This is a genomic window from Aeromonas sp. R5-1, assembly GCF_040908265.1.
In the GTDB taxonomy this organism is placed as follows: Bacteria; Pseudomonadota; Gammaproteobacteria; order Enterobacterales; family Aeromonadaceae; genus Aeromonas; species Aeromonas caviae.
The window spans coordinates 1-20,713 of record NZ_JBFODJ010000101.1 but is presented as its reverse complement, the minus strand read 5'-3'; the positions used below and the strand labels follow the sequence as shown (position 1 = coordinate 20,713).

At 61.1% G+C, this 20,713-nt stretch carries 22 protein-coding genes, 1 pseudogene and 1 riboswitch; of the genes and pseudogenes, 14 read left to right on the top strand and 9 right to left on the bottom strand.

Translation table 11 applies throughout. From position 1 onward, the window contains the following. Nucleotides 1-91: 91 nt before the first annotated feature. Nucleotides 92-334 (top strand): annotated as a pseudogene (locus AB5Y64_RS13365) (transposase); the annotation flags it as partial. A 150-nt stretch (nt 335-484) separates the two neighbouring features. On the opposite strand, the gene ushA reads toward AB5Y64_RS13365, so the two are convergent. Then, complete coding sequence (gene ushA / locus AB5Y64_RS13360; protein ID WP_103858426.1) at nt 485-2,155, bottom strand: bifunctional UDP-sugar hydrolase/5'-nucleotidase UshA; 1,671 nt, start codon at nt 2,153-2,155, stop codon at nt 485-487. 248 nt (nt 2,156-2,403) lie between these two features. Between ushA and AB5Y64_RS13355 the strand changes: the two genes are divergently transcribed. From AB5Y64_RS13355 to AB5Y64_RS13345, 3 genes are all read left to right on the top strand, one after another. Further along, nucleotides 2,404-2,742, top strand: a complete 339-nt coding sequence (locus tag AB5Y64_RS13355; RefSeq protein WP_201871808.1) for a DUF2956 domain-containing protein — start codon at nt 2,404-2,406, stop codon at nt 2,740-2,742. 116 nt (nt 2,743-2,858) lie between these two features. Then, on the top strand, nt 2,859-3,194 hold the full coding sequence (locus tag AB5Y64_RS13350) for a hypothetical protein (RefSeq protein WP_010673254.1): 336 nt from the start codon (nt 2,859-2,861) through the stop codon (nt 3,192-3,194). 97 nt (nt 3,195-3,291) lie between these two features. Next, complete coding sequence (locus tag AB5Y64_RS13345) at nt 3,292-4,158, top strand: tetratricopeptide repeat protein (protein ID WP_368203989.1); 867 nt, start codon at nt 3,292-3,294, stop codon at nt 4,156-4,158. Between the two features lie 69 nt (nt 4,159-4,227). Here AB5Y64_RS13345 and AB5Y64_RS13340 read toward each other — a convergent pair whose 3' ends face one another. Beyond that, on the bottom strand, nt 4,228-5,631 hold the full coding sequence (locus AB5Y64_RS13340; RefSeq protein WP_109111731.1) for a sigma-54 dependent transcriptional regulator: 1,404 nt from the start codon (nt 5,629-5,631) through the stop codon (nt 4,228-4,230). Between the two features lie 148 nt (nt 5,632-5,779). After that, nucleotides 5,780-6,589 carry an FKBP-type peptidyl-prolyl cis-trans isomerase gene (fkpA, locus tag AB5Y64_RS13335; protein ID WP_029313875.1) on the bottom strand — a complete coding sequence of 270 codons (810 nt, stop codon included), beginning with the start codon at nt 6,587-6,589 and terminating at the stop codon, nt 5,780-5,782. 119 nt (nt 6,590-6,708) lie between these two features. Between fkpA and AB5Y64_RS13330 the strand changes: the two genes are divergently transcribed. Next, complete coding sequence (locus AB5Y64_RS13330) at nt 6,709-7,677, top strand: WD40 repeat domain-containing protein (RefSeq protein ID WP_041211198.1); 969 nt, start codon at nt 6,709-6,711, stop codon at nt 7,675-7,677. Between the two features lie 14 nt (nt 7,678-7,691). Beyond that, a complete protein-coding gene (locus AB5Y64_RS13325) occupies nt 7,692-7,907 on the top strand; it encodes a SlyX family protein (protein WP_010673249.1) in 216 nt (71 codons plus the stop codon). Between the two features lie 64 nt (nt 7,908-7,971). Here the strand turns inward: AB5Y64_RS13325 and AB5Y64_RS13320 are convergent, their stop codons facing one another. Both AB5Y64_RS13320 and AB5Y64_RS13315 read right to left on the bottom strand, forming a co-directional pair. Beyond that, nucleotides 7,972-8,610, bottom strand: a complete 639-nt coding sequence (locus AB5Y64_RS13320; RefSeq protein WP_161470756.1) for a peptidylprolyl isomerase — start codon at nt 8,608-8,610, stop codon at nt 7,972-7,974. Nucleotides 8,611-8,756: 146 nt separating this feature from the next. Beyond that, nucleotides 8,757-8,963, bottom strand: coding sequence for a YheV family putative zinc ribbon protein (locus AB5Y64_RS13315; RefSeq protein WP_010673247.1), 207 nt, complete (start codon nt 8,961-8,963; stop codon nt 8,757-8,759). Between the two features lie 39 nt (nt 8,964-9,002). On the opposite strand from AB5Y64_RS13315, the gene AB5Y64_RS13310 reads away from it, so the two are divergent. The 3 genes from AB5Y64_RS13310 to AB5Y64_RS13300 all read left to right on the top strand — a co-directional run bounded on the left by AB5Y64_RS13310 (nt 9,003) and on the right by AB5Y64_RS13300 (nt 11,776). Further along, nucleotides 9,003-9,689: a hypothetical protein gene (locus AB5Y64_RS13310; RefSeq protein ID WP_128272273.1), complete on the top strand. Its 687-nt coding sequence runs from the start codon at nt 9,003-9,005 to the stop codon at nt 9,687-9,689. 138 nt (nt 9,690-9,827) lie between these two features. After that, the gene (locus AB5Y64_RS13305; RefSeq protein WP_045523724.1) at nt 9,828-10,727 is read left to right on the top strand and encodes a chemotaxis protein; all 900 of its coding nucleotides are present in this window, start codon (nt 9,828-9,830) and stop codon (nt 10,725-10,727) included. 65 nt (nt 10,728-10,792) lie between these two features. Then, entirely contained in the window at nt 10,793-11,776 is a 984-nt protein-coding gene (locus AB5Y64_RS13300) for a hydrolase (protein ID WP_128272275.1), read from the top strand. Here AB5Y64_RS13300 and AB5Y64_RS13295 read toward each other — a convergent pair. Next, complete coding sequence (locus AB5Y64_RS13295; protein WP_010673243.1) at nt 11,758-12,909, bottom strand: GGDEF domain-containing protein; 1,152 nt, start codon at nt 12,907-12,909, stop codon at nt 11,758-11,760. The two genes, AB5Y64_RS13300 and AB5Y64_RS13295, sit on opposite strands and share 19 nt — an antisense overlap. Nucleotides 12,910-12,998: 89 nt before the next feature. Between AB5Y64_RS13295 and AB5Y64_RS13290 the strand changes: the two genes are divergently transcribed. The 3 genes from AB5Y64_RS13290 to AB5Y64_RS13280 all read left to right on the top strand — a co-directional run bounded on the left by AB5Y64_RS13290 (nt 12,999) and on the right by AB5Y64_RS13280 (nt 14,899). Then, nucleotides 12,999-13,244, top strand: coding sequence for a YheU family protein (locus AB5Y64_RS13290; protein WP_010673242.1), 246 nt, complete (start codon nt 12,999-13,001; stop codon nt 13,242-13,244). A 235-nt stretch (nt 13,245-13,479) separates the two neighbouring features. Next, a complete protein-coding gene (locus AB5Y64_RS13285; RefSeq protein WP_010673241.1) occupies nt 13,480-14,349 on the top strand; it encodes a phosphoribulokinase in 870 nt (289 codons plus the stop codon). 16 nt (nt 14,350-14,365) lie between these two features. Next, nucleotides 14,366-14,899 carry a DUF4136 domain-containing protein gene (locus tag AB5Y64_RS13280; RefSeq protein ID WP_161470753.1) on the top strand — a complete coding sequence of 178 codons (534 nt, stop codon included), beginning with the start codon at nt 14,366-14,368 and terminating at the stop codon, nt 14,897-14,899. 69 nt (nt 14,900-14,968) lie between these two features. Here the strand turns inward: AB5Y64_RS13280 and AB5Y64_RS13275 are convergent, their stop codons facing one another. Beyond that, complete coding sequence (locus tag AB5Y64_RS13275) at nt 14,969-15,268, bottom strand: hypothetical protein (RefSeq protein WP_010673239.1); 300 nt, start codon at nt 15,266-15,268, stop codon at nt 14,969-14,971. A 48-nt stretch (nt 15,269-15,316) separates the two neighbouring features. Beyond that, nucleotides 15,317-15,721, bottom strand: a complete 405-nt coding sequence (locus tag AB5Y64_RS13270; protein ID WP_010673238.1) for an OsmC family protein — start codon at nt 15,719-15,721, stop codon at nt 15,317-15,319. A gap of 374 nt (nt 15,722-16,095) precedes the next feature. Here AB5Y64_RS13270 and crp point away from each other — a divergent pair, with 374 nt between their 5' ends. Further along, complete coding sequence (gene crp / locus AB5Y64_RS13265) at nt 16,096-16,734, top strand: cAMP-activated global transcriptional regulator CRP (protein WP_010673237.1); 639 nt, start codon at nt 16,096-16,098, stop codon at nt 16,732-16,734. Nucleotides 16,735-16,861: 127 nt separating this feature from the next. Further along, a complete protein-coding gene (locus AB5Y64_RS13260) occupies nt 16,862-17,662 on the top strand; it encodes a putative RNA methyltransferase (protein ID WP_124813077.1) in 801 nt (266 codons plus the stop codon). Between the two features lie 140 nt (nt 17,663-17,802). Here AB5Y64_RS13260 and AB5Y64_RS13255 read toward each other — a convergent pair whose 3' ends face one another. After that, a complete protein-coding gene (locus AB5Y64_RS13255; protein ID WP_043152616.1) occupies nt 17,803-20,400 on the bottom strand; it encodes a glycosyl hydrolase family 18 protein in 2,598 nt (865 codons plus the stop codon). 111 nt (nt 20,401-20,511) lie between these two features. Next, nucleotides 20,512-20,598: riboswitch (cyclic di-GMP riboswitch) on the bottom strand. Between the last annotated feature and the right edge of the window lie 115 nt (nt 20,599-20,713).

Here is a 20,713-nt window from a genome sequence, read left to right as displayed (position 1 = left end):
GCGAAGGTAAGTTGATGACTCATGATGAACCCTGTTCCATGGCTCCAGATGACAAACATGATCTCATATCAGGGACTTGTTCGCACCTTCCCTAGGGCACTATATACGGCAGCACTGGCGGATAGAGAACAGCCAGCATTACATTCTTGATGTGGTGTTCAACGAGGATGCTTCCAGGATAGCGATGGAGGATGCGGTCGAGAATATGGCGCTATTCCGGCGGTTCGTATTGAATATCGTAAAACAGAGCAATTGTGGTGCTCGAAGTCAGAGAAACAAGCTAAAAAGAGCCGGCTGGAATGACGACTATCGGGCTCAGTTATTCTTTGGTTAAAATATCAACAAAGTGTGCTCCCGCCCTGCTATTTCGGGGCAGCTTCCCGTGGCCGGATATATTTCCCGAGAGACACTGCTGATGACATTGAAAATAAAAAGAGAGGCAGCCATGGCTGCCTCTCTTTTTTATTGGCTCGGGGTGCAGGGATTATTTGCAACCCTCTACCGAGGTGGAGTTGATATAGCTGACCTCGCCGGCCGGCTGATAATCGGCGACCTGAATGATCTTCTTCGCTGCGATATAATCCTTCAGCACACCGGCATCCACCAGACCGGCATTGATGGTGTCGATCTTCGGATAACCGTCACCACCGGCCGCGCTGAAGCTCGGGATGGAGAAGCTGTAGGTTGCTGCCGGATCGAAGGCCTTCCCGCCGATGGTGGCGATGTCCACGCTCTTGGCCTGGCAATCCACCGTCATCTTGATGCCGCCGAACTGGGCATAGCCACCGGTATTGGCGGTCTTGGTCGCGACCTGACCCAGGTAGGTCAGCAGCTCGTTGCCGCTCATGGTCGCCTTGTTGACGGTGTTGCCGAACGGATGCACGGTCAGCACGTCACGGTAGCTGATGTCCCCTGCCGCGATGGAGGCACGCACCCCACCGGAGTTGACGATGCCAAAGTCGGTGCTCAGCTTCTCGGCGGTCGCGGTGGTGATGAGACGACCCAGGTTGGTCTGCTTGTTGCGCACGTTGGCGCGCTCACCGTCCAGTACGCCATCGGTGGCACCGATGACCACACCCAGCTCCTGCTGTCCCTTCTCCTGATAGGTGAGCAGGGTGTTGTAGAGCTCGGGATCCTTGACGATCTCTTCTTGGATGAAATCACCGTCCGCGTTCTTCAGGTTGACCGGGATCAGATCGTACTGGGTCAGGGTCAGCTTGCCATTCTGATAGTCAAACTGGGCACGACCTACATACTTGCCCCACTCGTGAGCCTGCATGATCCAGGTGCCGTTCTGCTGATCCGGCTGGCAGTCGTCGCCCGGCTTGAAGTCGGCGTACTTGTCCGGGGTGCCCGGCTCCATGCAGACCGGGTTCTGGGAGTGACCACCGATGATGGCGTCCAGGGTGCCTGCCGGCAGTGCACGGGCCATCTCCACGTCACCCGGTGCGTTGCTGCCGTGCTGACCATTCTCGTAATGGCCCATGTGGGTGATGGCAAGAACCAGGTTCGCCTCTTTGTTGTCGCGGATCTGCTTGCCGAGATTGGCGGCTTCCGTGGTCGGATCGCGGAACTCGAGGGTCTGGACGTTGTTGGGATCCACCAGCTGGGCGGTGTCCTCTGTGGTCAGACCCAGCACGGCGACCTTGAGGCCGCTCTCCAGCTTGAACACCTTGTAGGGATCGAAGTAGCGCTTGCCGCTCGTCTTGTCATAGATGTTGGCGGAGATCATCGGGAACTGGGCCCACTGGCGCTGTTTCTCGAGGATGGTCAGGGGGTTGTCGAACTCGTGGTTGCCCACCGCCATGGCATCGTAACGGATGCTGTTCATGGCCATGAAGTCCGGCTCTGCATCCTGCAGATCCGACTCTGGCACCCCGGTATTGACGTCACCGCCGGAGAGCACCAGCACTTCGCTGCCCGCCGCTTTCGCCTCGGCACGCAGCCGCTCGACCAGGGTCTTCTGGGCCGCCATGCCATATTCGCCCTTGTCGTTGTGCCAGAAACGACCGTGGGTATCATTGGTATGCAAAATGGTCAGCTTGCAGACATTTTCGGTGCAGGGGGCGACGCTGTCGTTGCTTGAGGTATTGCAGCCGCTCAATGCGGCAAGCACTGCCAGTGCGATACTTCCTTTGACAAATTTATAATTCATTTCCATATCACCTTGTTATTTTGTTATTGGACGACCCTATCCAGGATCGGGCGGTAATATAACAAACAACATGTGACGGTTTTTCATCGGCGACTCACAAATTCCGCCAAATGTGATCATCCACGCAACCTGTTTCCCCTATTTGGAACAGAGGCCCCCCACTCACAGAGCAATTTCCCCCATGATGGCAGCCCGCCGGTAACGGTTATGGCATACTGCCCGCCAATCAATGCCAAGGAGTGCCTGGAATGGCCAAGTACGACAAAATTTCCCCCGAAACCCAGCAGGAGGCGATGAAGATCGCCCGTGCCAACCAGAAGCCGGGGCAGACCAAGGAGCAAACCCAGCTCATCGCCCAGGGGATCCAGAAGGGCATAGACGAATACAAGAAACAGATGAAGGCGAAGGCCCGCGAGGCCAGCCGCCAGAAGAAACTGCAAGCCAAAGCCAGGCACTCTTCCCAAGAGACACCGGAAGAGGAGAGCGAAGCCGAGGTCAGCGAGCTCACCCGCCAGCACCCGCTGCCCTGGATCCTGCTGGTGCTGAGCTGGCTGGTATTTGCCGTGCTCTGGTTCTGGTTCCGCTGATCCTGCCCAGGCAAACCTTTGCCCTGCGATCCGCTTCACAGCCCGGGCGCGGGGGACTGGTCATTCCCCACCCGGACTGCCTACACTCTGCCCCCCCTTGTCAGGAGACACTCATCATGAACCCGGCCCCGCTCTATCTGCTGGCTCCCCTCGCCCTCTTCCTCGTGACCCTGGTGCTCTATCGCATCTCGCCACTGCGGGCGGTTGCCGCCGGCCATGCCCGCTGGTTTATCCTGCCCGCCTTCACCCTCTTTATCCTGCTCATCGTCATCAATGGCGCTGCGGATCCCGCCCTGAGAAGCCCTGCTTTCCACTGGCTGATGCCGGGGTTCGGCTTTGCCCTGAGCCTGTTCCCTGCCCTGCCCAAGGCACTGGTACCGCGCCTGGCTATCAAGGAGGGAGCCTTTGCTGCCCTGGGTCTGATGCTGATGAGCCTTGCCATGGTCTACTGATCGGCAAGCGCTGGCGTCACGATGGCGCCAGCCCCCTTCTTGTACAAAGAATGGCCTTCAGGCATCTTGGTGGGCGGATAACCGGCATGGAGGCCAGATGAACAATCCGCCCGATTTCATGGCACTGTGGGATTATCAGGATCCCGTTGCCAGCGCCCAGCGTTTTCAAGCACTGCTGCCCGAGGCGCGTGCCGCCAACCTGCAATGGGAGCTGGAGCTCCTCACCCAGATAGCCCGCACCCATTCGCTGCAACGCCAGTTTGCACAGGCGCACCAGCTGCTCGACGAGATAGAACCCCGCCTCACCGAGGCGACTCCACGGGCCCGCCTGCGCGCCTTGCTGGAGCGTGGCCGCACCTTCAACTCCGCCGGTGACAAGGCCAGCGCCAGAGCCCTGTTTGAACAGGCCTGGCAACTGGGAGAGCAGTACGAAGAGCACTATCTGGCCATCGATGCGGCCCACATGGTGGCCATCGCCGCCCCCCTGGAGGAGCAGAGCCACTGGCACCAGCTGGCGATGACCCTGGCCGAGCGCAGTCACGACAAGCGGGCGCGAGGCTGGCTCGCCACCCTCTATAACAATCAGGGCTGGACCCTGTTCGAGCTGGGTCGCCTCGACGAGGCCATCGCCTGTCAGCAAAAGTGCCTGGCCTGGCACGAGCAGCACAACAACCAGGGCAAAGCCTTTATCGCCCGCTGGAGTCTGGCGCGCCTGAGCCGGGCCCAGGATCGCCATGAACAGGCCATGGCCGAACTGGCGCAGTTGCGCGACGACATGGCCGCCGCAGGCGCCCCCGAGGATGGCTATGTGTTCGAGGAGCTGGGGGAGAATGCGCTCTTGCTCAATGATCCCGCGGCGACCGAGTACTTTGCCCGTGCCTGGTTTCTGCTGTCACAGGATGGCTGGTTCACCGCTAACGAGGCAGAACGACTGGCCAGGCTCAAGCTGCTCGCCAAACTCTGATAAGCGTGCGGGGCGACCAATTGGCCGCCCCGCACATCAGCATGTCTGCCCGGGAGTAGAGGTGACGGCTCAGGCCGGACTCGCCTCTTCCCAGCTCTGCTTCTTGCGATAAATCGTGGAAGGGCTTATTTCCAGCAGGGCCGCCGCCTTGGGGATGTTGCCGTCACAACTGGCGATGGCCTGCTCGATGGCCTCCTTTTCCACCTGCCAGAGCGGACGGACCTGCCTGCGAACGACGACGGATTCTGACTGGGGATCCGCGATCCCGACCACAGGCTCCGGGGCCAGGGTTCGCCCCCCGTTGAGGGGAGGTGGCAGGATATCCGGGCTCACCAGCTCGCCATCGTTGAGCACCACTATGTTGCGCACCACGTTTTGCAGCTCGCGCACGTTGCCGGGCCAGGGGTAGTCGAGCAGCACCTGCACTGCGTCCGCATCAAAGTCCCTGAACCGCTTGTTCTCCTCACCGGCATAACGCAATAGCAACTCCCGGGCCAGCAGCAGGATGTCCTCTCCCCGCTCCCTCAGGGGGGGCAGCGCCAGCGGGATCACGTGCAGGCGGTAGTAAAGGTCTTCACGAAACCGTCCGGCCTTGACCTCCACCAGGGGATCCCGGTTGGTGGCGCAGACAAAGCGCACATCCACCGTCTCCAGCTTGCCGCTGCCGACCCGCTGCAGGGTGCCGGTCTGGATGAAACGCAGCAGCTTGCTCTGCAGGTCGAGATCCATCTCGCAGATCTCGTCGAGGAAGAGGGTACCGCCGTCCGCCAGACTGGCCGCCCCCTTGCGATCCCCCTGGGCACCGGTAAACGACCCCTTCACGTGGCCGAAGATCTCGCTCTCCATCAGGTCATGGGGAATGGCGGCGCAGTTGAGGGCGATGAAGGGCTGATCCCGACGCGGGCTGCACTGGTGGATGGCCTCGGCGCACACCTCCTTGCCGGTGCCGCTCTCGCCAGTGATGAAGACGGTGGCCTTGCTCGGCGCCGCGCTCTCGATGATGCGATAGACCGCCTGCATCGCCATGGAGGCGCCGATGAAACCGGCAAAGGAGCTGCGCTCGAAGTTTTCCCGATACTGGGCCACCAGCGAGCTGAGCTGCTGGTGCTTCAGGGCATTGCGCGCCGTGGCGCACAGGCGCTTGCCATCGAACGGCTTGGTGAGAAAATCGAAGGCCCCGAACCGCATCGCCTCCACCGCCACATCCACCGAGCCGTGAGCGGTGATCACCACCACGGAGCAGGGCAGTTGCCGCTCCGTGATCTGCTGCAAGATGTCCATGCCGGACATGTCGGGCAACTCCAGGTCGAGCAGCACCACGGGGGGCGGGCTTGCCAGCAATTGTGCCAAAGCCTGCTGGCCACAATCTGCCAGCTGCACCTCGTAGCCATCCTGGGCCAGATACTGCTCATAGACGACCGCCAGACTGCGGGTATCTTCCACCAACAGGACACGGGGTTTGCTTTCAGCCACGAGATCCATCCTTGCGCTTGATTTTGTTGTCTATTCTGGGGGCTAGCCGCCACACACTCAAGACGGCCTCATCGCTTTATCCGGGGGATTGCGACAATACACAAGCAAAAACGGCTCCCTGGGGAGCCGTTTTTATGGTGCTTTGAGCTTATTTCTTGGCGTTGTCGCCATCGGCAGCCGGTTTTTCGATGGCCAGCAGCTCTACGTCAAATACCAGCACAGCGTTGGCCGGGATGGAACCTGCACCGTGCTCGCCATAGGCCAGCTTGGACGGCAGGAAGAACTTGAACTTGGAGCCGACCGGCATCAGTTGCACCCCTTCGGTCCAGCCCGGGATCACCTGGTTGAGCGGGAAGGTAGCCGGCTCACCGCGATCGACGGAGCTGTCAAACTTGGTGCCATCAGTCAGGGTACCGGTGTAGTGTACCTTGACGATGTCGGTGGCCTTCGGCTTGGCGCCGTCACCCATCTTCTCGACCTGATATTGCAGGCCGGACTCAGTGCTCTTCACGCCCTCTTTCTTGGCGTTGGCAGCCAGGAACTCTTCACCCTTCTTCAGGTTTTCCACGGCATCCTTGTCGGCCTTCGCCTTGGTCAGCTCGTTGATCTTGGCGTCGTATTCCTGCAGAACCTTCTGGATCTCCTCGTCGGTCATCTTGGCTTCTTTGCCCAGACCGTCGGTGACACCCTTCAGGATCACGGTGTTGTCCAGCTTGATGCCGAGCTCCTGCTGGCGCTCCAGGGTATTGGCGATATAACGACCCATGGAGAGGCCGATCGCATAGCCGGATTGCTCTTCAAAGCTCTTGGCCTCAGCCTTGGGGGCCTCTGCCGGCTTGCTGGCTTCTGCCTTGACCTCTGCGGTGTTGGTCGCAGCAGGTTTCTCATCTTTTTGGCAAGCAGTCAGACCGACGGCAACCGCCGCAGCCAACAGGGACACCTTCAGAAAATTGTTCATCAGTTTCTCCAAAACTCTAAATACCGCTCTCGGTTCCTTCGTGAAATGAGAGGTTTATCGTGATAAGCGCCTTATACTAACGCCGTGATCGCAGGTAACGAAAGCATGAGACAGGAAAAATGATCAAAAGTGCCATTTATCTCATCGGTATTTGCCTGATGCTGACGGGGTGCGAACAACGCTCACTTCCCAGCCAGCAGATCCGCCTCGCCAACCAGGGTCTGCTGAGTGCGGATCTCGCCAGTTCCGGCAAGCTCGCGCTCGTCTCCAGCCTGGGTCAGGGCACTGTGGTGTGGGATCTGGAACAGGGCAAGGAGCGCTGGCGCTGGCGCCAGAGCGATGACCAGGAGGAGTTCGTCACCCTGACCCGCTTCTCCCCCGATGACAGCCATGCCATCACCGCCACCCAGCACACCTTCGCCATCTGGCGCTTGCAGGATGGCCGCTCCCAGGGCTACTACTCCCTGCCAGAATCCCGCCTGCGCGATGCGGCGATCTCGGCGGATGGCCGCCAGGTGCTCATCGGCCGTGAAGACGGCAAGGCGGAAGTGGTCGACACCCAGACCGGACGCCGGCTGCAATTCCTCGGCCACACCGAACAGGTCAACACGGTGGATCTCTCCCCCAATGGTCGCTATGCCCTCACCGGCGGCAACGATTACAGCGCCTATCTGTGGGATACCCGCACGGGCCAGGTGGTGTGGCGCTTCAACCACGCCGGGCGAGTCGTGATGGCGAGACTGGATCCGTCCGGACGCTTCGCCTTCACCGCAGACAGTCGCCAGGCCAGCATCTGGGATCTCAAAACCGGCAAGGAGCACAGCCGGTTGCAATACGATCACCGCTTCGAGGTCTACACCAGCGCCCGCTTTGCCAACGGCGGCAACTGGCTCATCACCGGCGCCCCCTCCCGCCAGCTCACTCTGTGGCAGGTGAGTGACGGCCAGCCGTTGCAGAGCTGGCGCGTCTCGCCCCATCCCAAGGTGAAACCGCCGAGCGCTGTGGTCTATGGCGTGGCTTTGCGCGACAATGACCACCTCGTCAGTGCCAGCTCCAGTGGCCTGGCTGAAATCTGGACTATCAAGTAAGGACCAAAAGGCCCATGAGTCAGCAACTAAACGAACGCCTCGAAACCCTGGAAAGCCGCCTCGCTTTTGCCGAATACACGGTGGAGCAGCTCAACGACGAGGTCACCACCCAGGGTCGCGAGCTGGACCGGCTCAAACACCAGATCCATCTACTGGTGGATAAATTGCAGAGCGTACAGCCGAGCCAGATCGCCAGCATGGCCGAAGAGACGCCGCCACCGCACTACTGATGAGTGCCAGCCATAAAAAAACCCGCGCCATGCGCGGGTTTTTTTATCATCGGCCAGGCCGTGATCAGTGCTGATGGCCCTTGCCACCACAACCGCCACCACCGCAGCAACCACCGTGATCGTGATCGTCGCCGTGATCGTGTGCATGGTTGTGACCATGGCCGCCACAGCAGCCACCGTGGTCATGATCGTGATCATGGCCGTGATCATGGTCATGACCATGATCGTGACCGCAGCCACCAGCGCCGTGCACATGGCCATGGGCCAGCTCTTCGGCGGTCGCGGCACGCACGTCCTTGATCTCGACCTTGAAGCCCAGGGTCACGCCAGCCAGGGGATGATTGCCGTCCACCTTGATGAACTCCTCGGACACCTCGATGACGGTCACCGGGCGGTGACCATCGTCGGTCTCGGCCACAAAAGTATCCCCTTCAGACACTTCCATACCGTCGAACAGCTCGCCGGGCACTTCCTGCACCAGATTCTCGTCGTACTCGCCATAGGCCTGGTTCGGCGTCAGGGTGACGTCGAACGCCTCGCCCACGCTGCGGCCTTCCAGCTCGGCTTCGAGGCCGGAGACCAGGTAACGGGTACCGTGCAGATACACCAGCGGCTCTTTACCGACAGTGGTGTCGATGACTTCACCGTGTTCGTCGGTGACCGTGTATTCCAGCGTAACCACGCTCAGGGGAGCTACTTTCATGTCAGGGATCCTGCGGATAGAAAAAAACGGGCTCAGAATACCTCAAAAAGGCAGACAAGCATATGGTCGGCCCGGCTTCGGTGTGATGAAAAAGTCATCAACAGCGACCAGCCTGACCGGCGTACCATCACCTTGAGGCATGGCCCTCACTCGGGACGAAACACCCCTATCACCTGCTCCGCCTCGCGCGTCGCCTTGTCCACCTGCTCCTGGGTCTGCACCTGGGTATCCCCGCACTCGACACAGGTCACCTTCTCGACTCCATGCTCCATATACAGCATCATGGTGTCCATCTTGCCACACGCCGGGCAAACCGCCCCGGCAATGAAGCGCTTTTTACGTCTGGTTTCCATTTTTGTTACCTCCAGGCAGCATCATATCAGGGTTTTTACATGCATCACGCCATCGAATATCAGCATTTTTCCACTTCCACCCTTCAGGTCGGCCCCCGCAAGCGCTCCCCCATGGGCCAATTGCTGCGAGTCACTCAGGGGGCGGCGCTGCTGAAATTGGGTGCCCATGAGCTGCTGCTGACACCTGGCAGCCACTTCTGGCTCTGTGCCGATGCCCTCGCCGCCTTCACCCCTCTGGCTGACTGCCAGCATGATCTGCTGGCCTGCTCCGTTCGGGTGCCCCAGCCCGCCCAGGCTGGCTGGTTGCAGGCAAGCCCGTTGATGGACGCACTGCTGGACAGCCTGGCGGCCTGGTCACGCCCCCGTGACTGGCAAGCCCCCTATGGGCAGCGGCTGCAAGTGATAGGGGATGAGTTGCACGGCTGCACCATCTCGTCACTGGGGGATCAGGCACTGCAAGATGCCTGGCAAGCCCTGGCCAGAGCGCAGCCGGATAGCGTGGCTGCCTGGCAGACCCTGCTGGGCACTCGCGGTCTCGAGGGCCCGGACGCCCGGGCACTGAAGGATCAGTGGCAACTGTTGCAGGGGATTCGCCTGCTGCGAAGCGGCAGCACGCCGTCACAGGTGGTGAGCAGGCTGGGTTATCGGGATGAAAGCGCGCTGGCCGAGGCTCATCTGCAATGGCTCGGGGCGCCCCTCTCCCCTCAGCCGTCCGCGACCCGATAAGAGAGGCATAAAAGGATGGCAAAAGAAATCCAGTTTTGCGGCTCACCGCCGCTAACAACAAAGGAGTCATTCATGTCACCATCCTTTATGCTGAACACCCGATTGACCGTCACCGACTAGATCAACAGGACATCCGCCATGACGAGCAAGGCCAACCAATCCCAGGGCATGTTGCTGTTCCACCTCTCTGCCAGACAATCCTTCGCCATCGGTACCCTCAAGGTGAAGGAGATCGTGCCCTACACCCAGCTCACCGCCCTGCCACAATCCCATCCCACCGTGCTCGGGGCCGCCAGCATGCGCGGCACCACCATCCCGGTGATCGACATGGCAATGGCCGTGGGCTACCGCCCCATCAGCCGGGAGGAGATGCCCCACTGCTTCATCATCATCACCGATTGCCGCCGTACCCTGGTGGGCTTTCTGGTGCGGGGCATCGACAAGATCACCGAGTGCAACTGGCGTGACATCGAGCCGCCCCCTCCCTCTTTGGGACAGAACGTCTTCGTCACCGGCGTGACCCGGGTGGGAGATCAGTTGATACAGTTGCTGGATGTGGAGCTCATCCTGTCGCGGGTCTATCCGGACGATCCCAGCCATCTTTACCCCGTGCTGACCGACGTGCAGCGCGAGCGGCTCAAGCCGATGCGGATCCTGCTGGTAGACGACTCCTCCGTCGCCCGTCGCCAGCTCATGGCGGCGCTCGATTACATCAACATCCCCTACGAGGTCTGCACCAACGGACGCGACGCCCTCACCCTGATGCAGACCCGGGTCTCCCAGGGCACGCGGATCGACATCCTAGTGAGCGATATCGAGATGCCGGGGCTGGATGGTTACGAGCTGGCCTTCGAGGTGCAGAGCGATGCCAAGCTGGCGGGAGCCTACATCATCCTGCACACCTCCCTCTCCAGCGAGATCAGCGTGGAGCGGGCCCATCAGGTCGGCGCCCACGAGGCGCTCACCAAGTTTGAAGCCAACGAACTGATCCAGGCCATGCTGCGCGGCGCCGAACACCACGATCGTCTGCTGGCCTGATGTCGCGGCGAGCCAAGGGCNGGGCTCGCCGCCCCCTTTTCCTCCCTGCTCTTCCGAGTCGTTGCATGTTGACAGAAAGCCACTTCCACGCCCCCTGGTGGGCGCGCAACCCCCATCTGCAAACCATTTTGCCCAAGTGGCTGCGCCGCTCGCCTGCCCGCTTCATCCAGGAGCGCTTCGAACTCCCGGACGGCGATTTCGTCGATCTGGCCTGGAGCGGCGAACCCGGCCAGGATGAACAACCCCTGGTGGTGGTGTTCCACGGACTGGAGGGGAGCATTCACTCCCACTATGCCAAGGGGCTCTTTGCCCACCTGCAGCGACAAGGGAACGAGGCGGTGCTGATGCACTTTCGGGGGTGCAGTGGCGAGCCGAATCGGCTGCTGCAGGCCTATCACTCAGGCGCCATCGAGGACGCCCAGACGGTGATTGCCGAGCTGGAGCGGCGTTTTCCTGGCCGCCCCCTGGTCGCCATCGGCTATTCCCTGGGGGGCAACATGCTGGTCAATCTGCTGGCGCGGGCCTGCCCGGCACCATTGAAGGCGGCGGTGGTAGTGTCGGCCCCGCTGCAACTGGCAAGCTGTGCCGATCGGGTCAATCAGGGTTTCTCACGGGTCTATCAGAACTACCTGCTGCGGACCATGCGAACCAACCTGCAAAGCAAGATCCGGCGCCAGAGCGCAGCACGGGCGCGCTGGCAGCCGGCCCAGATCACCCGCATCGCCACACTGAGGGAGTTCGACGAGCTGGTGACGGCACCGCTCCATGGTTTCGAAAGCGCCGATCACTACTACCAGACCTGCTCCGGCCTGGGCCTGCTGGCCCGCATTCCCATCCCGACCCTCATCATTCACGCCGCCGACGATCCCTTCATGACCGATGCCGTCATTCCGGCGGCAGAGCAGCTCTCCCCTCTGGTGCGCTACGAGCTGAGCCGCCAGGGCGGCCACGTGGGCTTCCTGCACGGCTCTCCCTGGCGCCCCCGCTTCTGGCTGGATGAGCGCATCAGCCAGTGGTTGCGGGAACAGACTCAGGGCGCGAACCGGTAACCGTTGCGCCCCTCTTCCTTGGCCTGATAGAGGGCGCCATCGACCCGCTCGAGCAACATGACGAGGCTCTCCCCGGCTCGCCACTGGGCTATCCCCTGGCTCAGGGTGAGGTGGGGGGCTACGTCGGAATCCTCATGGGGCAGAGCCCTGGCCGCCAGCGTAGCGCGAATGCGCTCCGCCACCTCCTGGCCACCGGCCAGCGTCGTCTCCTGCAGCAACACCACGAACTCCTCTCCCCCGTAGCGCGCCACCAGATCGCCGGGCTCCCGCACACTCTCCTCCAGGCACTCGGCCACCAGGATCAGGCACTCATCCCCCGCCTGATGCCCATAGCGATCGTTGTAGCGCTTGAAGAAATCCACATCGAGCAGGATCACGGTGAGCGGTACATCCTGGGTGGTGCCTTGCGCAATGGCACGCTTGCACGCCTGATCGAAGTGGCGACGGTTGGCTATGCCGGTCAGGGGATCCCGGTTGGCCATGGCATTCATCTTGTTTGCCAGCATCAGGTTGTCGTGTTCCCTTGACACCGCAAGCTCGAACCAGCCGTTGAGCATGCGCCGCCCCGTCTCCAGCACTACCAGCAAGACCCCGACCACGATGGTATTGACCAGAACAAAGGGCTCAGGACTCCAGGAGGCTCTCATCAGCAAGAACAGCAGGGGGACAGAAACCAGTGCGTAAAACAGCCGCACATCGCAATACGCGGCGACGAGACCGGTCAGCAGCAACAGACTGACCATGTTGAAAATGAAACTGAAGCCCCCCTTCAAGTCGACGATCGAGATGGTGTAACCCACCATGGCCCAGGCCAGCCCCCAGGCCAGGGCACAGACGCACAGGGACACCAGCCAGATGGCATGGGATTGACGGGAGAGCCAGCCCCACCCGAGCGGCAGCAGCAGGCCAACACCTATCATGGCAAAGAGCTGCCATTTGTAGGACCAGGGCAGGTTGCCGACCAGTACCAGGTGTGCATCCCGATAGATGTAGAAGCGGGTCAGCAGAAATACGAGGGCGATGAGATTGATGACCCAGTACCAGCGCAAACCGGCGCTCAGGGCGCGGCGGCGGGCATCGAACAGGTGCTGTTCGAATTGACTGGAGGGTCGGCGTGCGTCAATGGATTGCATGGCACCCCTCGTCCAAAACGAGACAAATCCCTTGCGCTTGCCGACCAGACACCGACAATATCCGCAACCCACTGAGTGAAGATGAAATCATGATTATCCCCTGGCAAGAACTGGAGCCGGACACCCTCACCAACCTGCTCGAACACTTTGTGCTGCAAGAAGGCACCGAATACGGTGAACAGGATGTCAGCCTGACCGACAAGGTCGAAGCAGTCAGGCAACAATTGCTACAAGGTAGCGCCGTGCTTGTCTACAGCGAGCTGCACGAAAGTGTCAATGTCGTCCCAAAGACTCATTTAAGCAAGTCACCCACTGACGACTTCCCCCAAGCGTAACGCGGTCACGGCTTATCGGGCGGCTCACCCCGCCCTCCCCCTATCCAACTCGCACCATCAGGCCGCATGGCCAGCTCGCCACCCAGCAGCGCCTATTCCGGCGTCCCCAGCGCACAGGGCAGCCCTCGTTCACCGCTATTGTCGGGAAGCGTGGGGGCAGCGGGAGGATGACGGCGCACTTGACCGCACTTTGGGCCACCCCTTATAACGGAACTCCCAAGGAAGAGAGAATTCTATGTCGGCCAAGCATCCCATCATCGCGGTCACCGGTTCGTCCGGTGCCGGTACTTCCACCTCCACCAACGCCTTTCGCTCCATGTTCCACCAGCTTGGATACAAGGCGGCCGTGGTCGAGGGGGACAGTTTTCACCGCTACACCAGGCCCGAGATGGACGTGGCGATCCGCAAGGCCCGGGAGCAGGGGCGGCATATCAGCTACTTCGGCCCGGAGGCCAACGACTTCGGTCTGCTGGAGTCCTTTTTCCAGGAGTATGGCCAGAGCGGCACCGGCCAGTATCGGCGCTATCTGCACAGCTTCGACGAGGCGGTGCCTTTCAACCAGATGCCTGGCACCTTCACCCCCTGGCAGGATCTGCCCGGCGAGACGGATCTGCTGTTCTACGAAGGACTGCATGGCGGCGTGGTCACGGGGGAGCACAACGTGGCGCGGCACGTGGACTTTCTCATCGGCGTGGTGCCCATCGTCAACCTGGAGTGGATCCAGAAGCTCATTCGCGACACCTCGGAACGCGGCCACTCCCGCGAGGCGGTGACCGACTCCATCGTGCGTTCCATGGACGACTACATCAACTTCATCACGCCGCAGTTCTCCCGCACCCACATCAACTTCCAGCGGGTGCCGACCGTCGATACTTCCAACCCTTTCAGCGCCAAGGTGATACCCAGCCTGGACGAGAGTATGCTGGTGATCAGGTTTCGGGGCATCAAGCAGGTGGACTTCCCCTACCTGCTGTCGATGATAGACGGCGCCTTCATGTCCAGGATGAACACCATCGTCGTGCCGGGTGGCAAGATGGGCTTCGCAATGGAACTGATCCTGCGCCCCCTGATCCAGCAACTGATCGAAACAGGCAAGATCACCTGAGCCAAGGAGCTTAACGATGCGCGCTGCACTTCTCTCATTCACGCTGGCAACCCTGCTGGGCGGTTGCAGCTCCGGCCCCGCCGCACCCACGGTCGAAACGGGCACCATGGTGGTTCGCCCGGCGGAGCATTGGACCTACGGGGCGACACCACGCTATGCGCTGGCCGAACAATTCCAGTATGCGGGCAACAGCGCCGCGCCCTGGCTCGAACCGGTACAGCAGGCCGTCATCCGGCAACTGGACGGCAAAGGCTGGCGCAGCGTTCCCCTGGATGAGGCCGACGTCTGGGTCGCCATCGGGGTAGCTGGCAGCCAGGACATGAGCGATGGCGAGATCTTCTCCCGCCTCGGCATGACACCGGGCCTGAACGCCGCCGCCAATGCCCGCAAGGGAACCCTGGCCGTCGTGCTGCTCGACGGGCATAGCCAGAAAGCGGTGTGGAGCAGCGCCATCCAGCTCGCCAGCGACGTACCCGTCGCAGAGGAAGCCCGTGGCCAGCTTAGCCAGCAACTGGCCGCCCAGCTGCTGGGCTCGATACCGTCAGACTGATGTCTCGTTCAACAAAAACGGCCTGCTTCACACAGGCCGTTTTCCATGCACGCCGTGACGGCATCAGGGTCACTTCAACTCGCAGGTCAGCTGGGTCACACCGCTCTTGACCAGGGTGGCCTGCTTGTCCTGACGGGAGAAGGTAGTCACCCCGTCGGAATAGCTGGCAGTCTCTTTGGGCGACTCGATGCGCCCCAGCTTGTGATAGACACCGGCATAAGGGAACTGCACCATGTCGGCCTGGGCATCATAGGTGATGGCCAGCAACTCTTCCCCGCACTGATACTGGCTGTATTGATACTGGGTCGGCTGCGGCATGCTGCAGGCGGCCAGACCGAACAGGGGAAGCAACATCATCATTTTTTTCATCGCACTTTCCTTATGTCATGGCGTTATCGACGGGACAAACTATAGCGGTCAACCCTCAAGAATTTGATAACTATGGGTAATTTCTACCGCTTTTTCCAACATCAGGGAAACTGAACAATATTTTTCCATGGACAGATCCACCGCACGGGCGACCTGCTTCTCCGCCAGACCCTTGCCGGTCACCACGAACTTGAGGTGGATCTGCTCAAATACCCGGGGAACGGTATCGGCGCGGGTCCCTTCCAGTTCGACATGGCAGGCGGTCACGGACTGACGGGCCTTCTCCAGGATGGAGACCACATCGATGGAGCTGCAACCGCCGACAGCCAGCAGGATCATCTCCATCGGGCTGGCACCTTCACCCGGGTTGGCGCCATCCAGGGTCACCTGATGACCGGACTCGCTCTCCCCCACAAACTTCATGCCTTCCACCCAGCTGACCTTGGCTTTCATCTCTCACTTTCCTCTCAATGACAACGGTTCTAACGCCCATAGCATACCTCAAGCCGGGGTCGAGTGGCACATACGCCAGGATCTTGCCCGTTCCCGACGATAAAGCCCCGTTTGTGGCGACAGCAGCCTCTCCTGCGAAACGGACGACGACCCAAAGGGAAATAGATCGAAATCAACATCCGACCTCCTCTTCTTGCCTAGAATGCCCCGGACGACGCAGCAGATGGCGGCTCACCGGTGGACGGCAAAACCCCAAAGCCTTGTCAGCACAGGCAAAGGCTCTTATTCTACTGCGACCAAAGAGTAAGGAATGGCAAGCTTGGCAACTTGCCTGGACGCACAGTCCATAAAAATGACACTACAGAGGAAGTCTCATGATCATTGGCAAACCGCAAAGCGATCCCACCCTTGAGTGGTTCTTGTCGCATTGCCACATTCATAAGTATCCCGCCAAGAGCACCCTGATCCACGCCGGTGAAAAAGCGGAAACCCTCTACTACATCGTCAAGGGCACCGTCGCCGTCCTGATCAAGGATGACGAAGGCAAGGAGATGATCCTTTCCTACCTGAATCAGGGGGATTTCCTGGGCGAGATGGGGATGTTCGAAGAGAACGAGAATCCGGAGCGTTCCGCCTGGGTACGTGCCAAAGGCGCCTGCGAAGTCGCCGAGATCTCCTACAAGAAGTTCCGCCAGCTGATCCAGGTCAACCCGGACATCCTGATGCGTCTATCCGGTCAAATGGCCAAGCGCCTGCAGCACACCAGCCAGAAGGTCGGCAACCTCGCCTTCCTGGACGTGACCGGCCGCATTGCCCAGACCCTGCTCAACCTGGCCAAACAGCCGGATGCCATGACCCACCCGGATGGCATGCAGATCAAGATCACCCGCCAGGAGATCGGCCAGATCGTCGGCTGCTCCCGTGAAACCGTCGGCCGCATCCTCAAGATGCTGGAAGAGCAGGAGCTCATCTCCGCCCACGGCAAGACCATAGTGGTGTTTGGTACCCGCTGACCGGGTTCCGCCGACGGCGCCCGCACAGCGCCGTTGGATAAAAAGGCTGCCCATGGCAGCCTTTTCCGATCCTCTCCCCTATAATCCCGAGCGCCCCGCCGTCATGGCCTTCGCCAAGAGAACTCCTATGCACCTTCAATGCCCCCTTTGCCGCAGCCCCCTGCACCTTCATGCCGCCTCCCGCGGGGTCTATTGCGACAACAAGCACCACTTCGATCCCGCACCGGAAGGCTATCTGGACCTCATCCCCGGCAAGAAGAACCCCAAGGACAGCGACAGCCGGGCCCTGCTGCGCGCCAAGCGCCGCTTCCTGGAACAAGGCCACCAACTGCCTCTGGTGGACGCCATGGCGAACCTGCTCGCGCCTCTTGGCGAGCGCGAGCTTGTCCACCTCGGCTGCGGCGAGGGGTACTACTGCCGCGCCCTGGCTGAGCGGCTGCCCGGGTGGCAGGTCGGCGGTTTCGATCTGGCCAAGAATGCCATCTTCGCCGCCAACAAGGCGCAACCGGAAGGCCAGTTCGTCATCGCCGACCCGGCGCGCGCCCCGCTGCTGCCTGGCACGGCCCAGGTGCTGCTGGTCAACGACCTCAAGGTCAAGACGGAACTCCTGGTCAGCTGGCTGGCACCGGGCGGCTATCTGCTCCACGTGCAGCCCGGCCCTCGCCATCAGTGGCAATTGCGCGTCAGCCTCAATCCGGTGAGCATGGAACATCCCCTGAGCTGGCCCGCCCTCACCGGGCTTGTCAATGTTGCCCAGCAACGCGCCCAGTTCAGTACGGCGCTGGATCAGGGCCTGCGCGAGCACATTCTGGAGACCAGTCGCCTCGGCTGGCGTGCCAGCGGCGAGCAGCGTCACGCCTTCACCCACCAGGGGCCCGACGCCCTCGAGCAGGATCTGCTGCTCAGCCTGTGGCAAAAAACGCTGTAAACCGGTGACAAACCATGAAAAAAGGCCCTGACGGGCCTTTTTGACAAAGCGAGTGCGCTTTTCCCCTGACAGGGAAGAGACACCCGACCACGCAGCAAGACAAAAATGGGGCCCTCGGCCCCATTTTTCATCACGGCAGATCAGTTGCAGCTCGCCGCGCCCTGATCGACCCAGACGGCGGCCTTGCCGGGCTCATCGCCCTTGGTCCAGTACTGGGCCTTCCACTTGCGGCCGTTGTGGCTGGTGACATCACCGCCGTTGTAGACCACTCCGGCATCCCAACCCAGTTGCACCTGGCTCACCAGTTTCCACTGATCGGCGGTGCGGCTCGGCTCGTTGCCCTGGGTCCAATACTTGGCCTGCCACACCAGTTGCTTGTGGCTCACCTTGTCATTGGTGTTGTAGACGGTACCTGCACTCCAGGCCGGATGGTTGGCCGCATCCGGATCGCTGGCCTCGCAGCCACCACCTGTACTGGCCGGCTTGACGGTCAGGCGGGTAACGGCTGTGGCATCCAGCGCCCCGTCGGTGACCACCAGGGTCAGATCGTAGGCCGTATCACTGGTCACGTTCGAACCCGTTACCACCAGGGTCGCGCTGTCCAGACCGGTGGCGCTGAGCCCGGCCGGCACTGTCCACTGATAGCTCAGGGCATCACCATTGGGATCGGAAGCGGTGGCCTTGATGCTCACCTGCTTGCCGGCCTCGACGGTCGCACTGGCCGGTACGCTGACCACGGGGGGCAGGTTCGGCTGCGGCGCCTTGTTGGTGACCACCACCTGATCCTTGGCCGAGAGCCCCTGATCGTCGGTCACGGTCAGCTCGAACACCAGATTGATGTCGCTGCTGACGGCATCCAGTACCACACGGGCCTTGGCCTGGGTGGCATCCAGCAGGCTGGCCTGGGGTCCGGAGACCTGTTTCCAGCTGTAGGTCAGCGCCCCGTTTTCCGGATCGTGGGAGGCACTGCCGTTGAGGGTCACCTCGGCCGGGCCGGTGGCACTCAGATCGCTGCCGGCATTGGCAACCGGCGGCTTGTTGACCGGCGGCAGCGTACCCTCGCCGTGGCCCAGCCCCTCGTGCATGGCGTTGAGGATGTCGCCGTTGTCCGCATCAATTTCCCAGGCGAACAGACCGCCGAGCTGGTTCGCCAGCACGTACTGCCCCTTGGCCTTGACCGAGCGGTCGTTGTCGAAGGTAATGAGGTCGCCACTGCTGGCCTTGAAGACATAGGGGGCCTCGGCCGACTCGTCATAGCCCTGCTCCCAGCCTGCGCCCATGCGGTTGTTGACGATGTCGCGGTAATCCACTACGCCATTTTCCCAGGTACCGCTCACCGGTCCGGTAGCGGTGCCGGTGAAGGGGTTGCCGGCCTGGTAGTTCTTCACTCCGGTCCAGCCACGGCCATACATGGCCGCCCCCACCACAATCTTGCCCGGTGTCACCCCCTGACCCAGCAGCGCCTTGACGCCCTTGTCGGTGGTGTACTTGGTGGCCGGATCCCAGCTGGAGGCAAAGAGGTTGGTCTGGTGGGCCAGATTCGTCAGGTCGAAGGCGCCGCTGAAGTCGTAGCTCATCAGGAAGATGTGGTCCATGTACTGCTGGGCCGCCTGATAATCCACCTTGGCAATCTTGTCACCGCCGGCGCTGATGGCCGAGGTCAGCTCATACTGGCGGCCGGTCTCGGCTTCCAGTTCATCGAGCATGGCTCGCAACTCCTTCATCAGCACCACATAGGTGGCACCGTCATTCGGGCCGCCCAGGCTGGGGTTGGCCCCCTGTCCGCCCGGGAACTCCCAGTCGATGTCCACGCCGTCGAAGAATTTCCAGGTCTGCAGGAACTCTTTGACCGAGGCGACGAAGGTATCGCGCTTGGTCTTGTCACCCAGGAAATAGAAGGGATCGGAGAGGGTCCATCCGCCGACAGACGGCAGGATCTTAAGGTCCGGGTGGGCCTGTTTGAGAGCCATCAGGTTGCCGAAGTTGCCCTTGTAGGGCTCATCCCAGGCGCTGAGGTTGCCTTGGGACATCTGGATCGCCGCCCAGGGATCATGGATGGAGACCTTGAAGTCTTCGCGGCCCGCACAGGAGCGCTGCAACGCCTCGAAGCTGCCGGAGATCTCTTTGAGGCTGTCGTTGATGCCGTTGCCACCGCAGATGGGGGTGAAGCCGTAGAGGATATGGGTCAGGTTCTGGGCCGGGATCTTGTCCACGGTGAACTTGCGACCATAGACCCCCCACTCCACGTAGTAGGCCCCCACCACCTTGCCGGACTTGTTGGCGTAGGGCTTGTTGTTCTCCTTGAGGGGCGCATTGAGCGGCGCCAGGTGGCTGCCGTCGGTATCGGCGACCATCAGCTCCTTCTTGTCGGAGAGGGTGCAGCCATCGGCGTTGCACAGGGCCACCTGCATCTGGTAACGCCCCCCCTTGGTGACCTTGAAGTTGGCGGTACCCGCGGCGGAGGCCGGGCCTGACCACACCTCCTTGCCGTCGAGCAGTACCTTGGCGGTCTGTCCGACGTCACCGGACCAGAGGTTCCAGGTCACGCTGACGGGAGCGCCATCCTTGTGGACGGTCACCAGCTGGTTGTAGGCCGAAGCGGCCTGATTGACTTCAACGATGGCAAACTTGGTGGGGCCGGAGCCAATGGTGGGTTTGCCCGGGGCAGCGGCGAAGGCGGAGGTAGTGCAAAGCCCCCCGACCAGAAGCGCCAGCAGGGAAAGTTTTGGACTTAACATATTTGAACTTCCTTATTTCGTTATTGGAATTAACAACGAAAAAGGCAACGCAACCTGCCAGGTAACGCAGACAACATCGCAACCATGGCTTGGCCCATGGACGATACAACCTGTGGTGGCCCCGCTATCCTAGGTACGCAGACCCTTAGACCGGAAGCTTTGCGTCCCGGACTTTCATCCGGTTTGCCTTTTTGCACAACTTGATTTGCGACAAAAATAAGGTTCATCGCGGCTTTCCGGGGAAGGCCGCCTTGATTTTCAGAAAAAAGTATTCTGAGTCCCTAAATCCATATGCCATACGCTTTATCACTTT

Bases quoted from the DNA above. Each gene is read 5' to 3' on its own strand.
- AB5Y64_RS13355 (WP_201871808.1), top strand. From the start codon at position 2,404: ATGGCCAAGTACGACAAAATTTCCCCCGAAACCCAGCAGGAGGCGATG.
- AB5Y64_RS13305 (WP_045523724.1), top strand. From the start codon at position 9,828: ATGACGAGCAAGGCCAACCAATCCCAGGGCATGTTGCTGTTCCACCTC.
- AB5Y64_RS13325 (WP_010673249.1), top strand. From the start codon at position 7,692: ATGAGTCAGCAACTAAACGAACGCCTCGAAACCCTGGAAAGCCGCCTC.
- AB5Y64_RS13315 (WP_010673247.1), bottom strand. From the start codon at position 8,963: ATGGAAACCAGACGTAAAAAGCGCTTCATTGCCGGGGCGGTTTGCCCG.
- AB5Y64_RS13295 (WP_010673243.1), bottom strand. From the start codon at position 12,909: ATGCAATCCATTGACGCACGCCGACCCTCCAGTCAATTCGAACAGCAC.
- AB5Y64_RS13330 (WP_041211198.1), top strand. From the start codon at position 6,709: ATGATCAAAAGTGCCATTTATCTCATCGGTATTTGCCTGATGCTGACG.
- crp (WP_010673237.1), top strand. From the start codon at position 16,096: ATGATCATTGGCAAACCGCAAAGCGATCCCACCCTTGAGTGGTTCTTG.
- AB5Y64_RS13320 (WP_161470756.1), bottom strand. From the start codon at position 8,610: ATGAAAGTAGCTCCCCTGAGCGTGGTTACGCTGGAATACACGGTCACC.
- AB5Y64_RS13270 (WP_010673238.1), bottom strand. From the start codon at position 15,721: ATGAAAGCCAAGGTCAGCTGGGTGGAAGGCATGAAGTTTGTGGGGGAG.
- AB5Y64_RS13275 (WP_010673239.1), bottom strand. From the start codon at position 15,268: ATGAAAAAAATGATGATGTTGCTTCCCCTGTTCGGTCTGGCCGCCTGC.
- AB5Y64_RS13285 (WP_010673241.1), top strand. From the start codon at position 13,480: ATGTCGGCCAAGCATCCCATCATCGCGGTCACCGGTTCGTCCGGTGCC.
- AB5Y64_RS13290 (WP_010673242.1), top strand. From the start codon at position 12,999: ATGATTATCCCCTGGCAAGAACTGGAGCCGGACACCCTCACCAACCTG.
- AB5Y64_RS13260 (WP_124813077.1), top strand. From the start codon at position 16,862: ATGCACCTTCAATGCCCCCTTTGCCGCAGCCCCCTGCACCTTCATGCC.
- AB5Y64_RS13300 (WP_128272275.1), top strand. From the start codon at position 10,793: ATGTTGACAGAAAGCCACTTCCACGCCCCCTGGTGGGCGCGCAACCCC.
- AB5Y64_RS13255 (WP_043152616.1), bottom strand. From the start codon at position 20,400: ATGTTAAGTCCAAAACTTTCCCTGCTGGCGCTTCTGGTCGGGGGGCTT.
- AB5Y64_RS13310 (WP_128272273.1), top strand. From the start codon at position 9,003: ATGCATCACGCCATCGAATATCAGCATTTTTCCACTTCCACCCTTCAG.
- fkpA (WP_029313875.1), bottom strand. From the start codon at position 6,589: ATGAACAATTTTCTGAAGGTGTCCCTGTTGGCTGCGGCGGTTGCCGTC.
- AB5Y64_RS13345 (WP_368203989.1), top strand. From the start codon at position 3,292: ATGAACAATCCGCCCGATTTCATGGCACTGTGGGATTATCAGGATCCC.
- AB5Y64_RS13280 (WP_161470753.1), top strand. From the start codon at position 14,366: ATGCGCGCTGCACTTCTCTCATTCACGCTGGCAACCCTGCTGGGCGGT.
- ushA (WP_103858426.1), bottom strand. From the start codon at position 2,155: ATGAATTATAAATTTGTCAAAGGAAGTATCGCACTGGCAGTGCTTGCC.
- AB5Y64_RS13350 (WP_010673254.1), top strand. From the start codon at position 2,859: ATGAACCCGGCCCCGCTCTATCTGCTGGCTCCCCTCGCCCTCTTCCTC.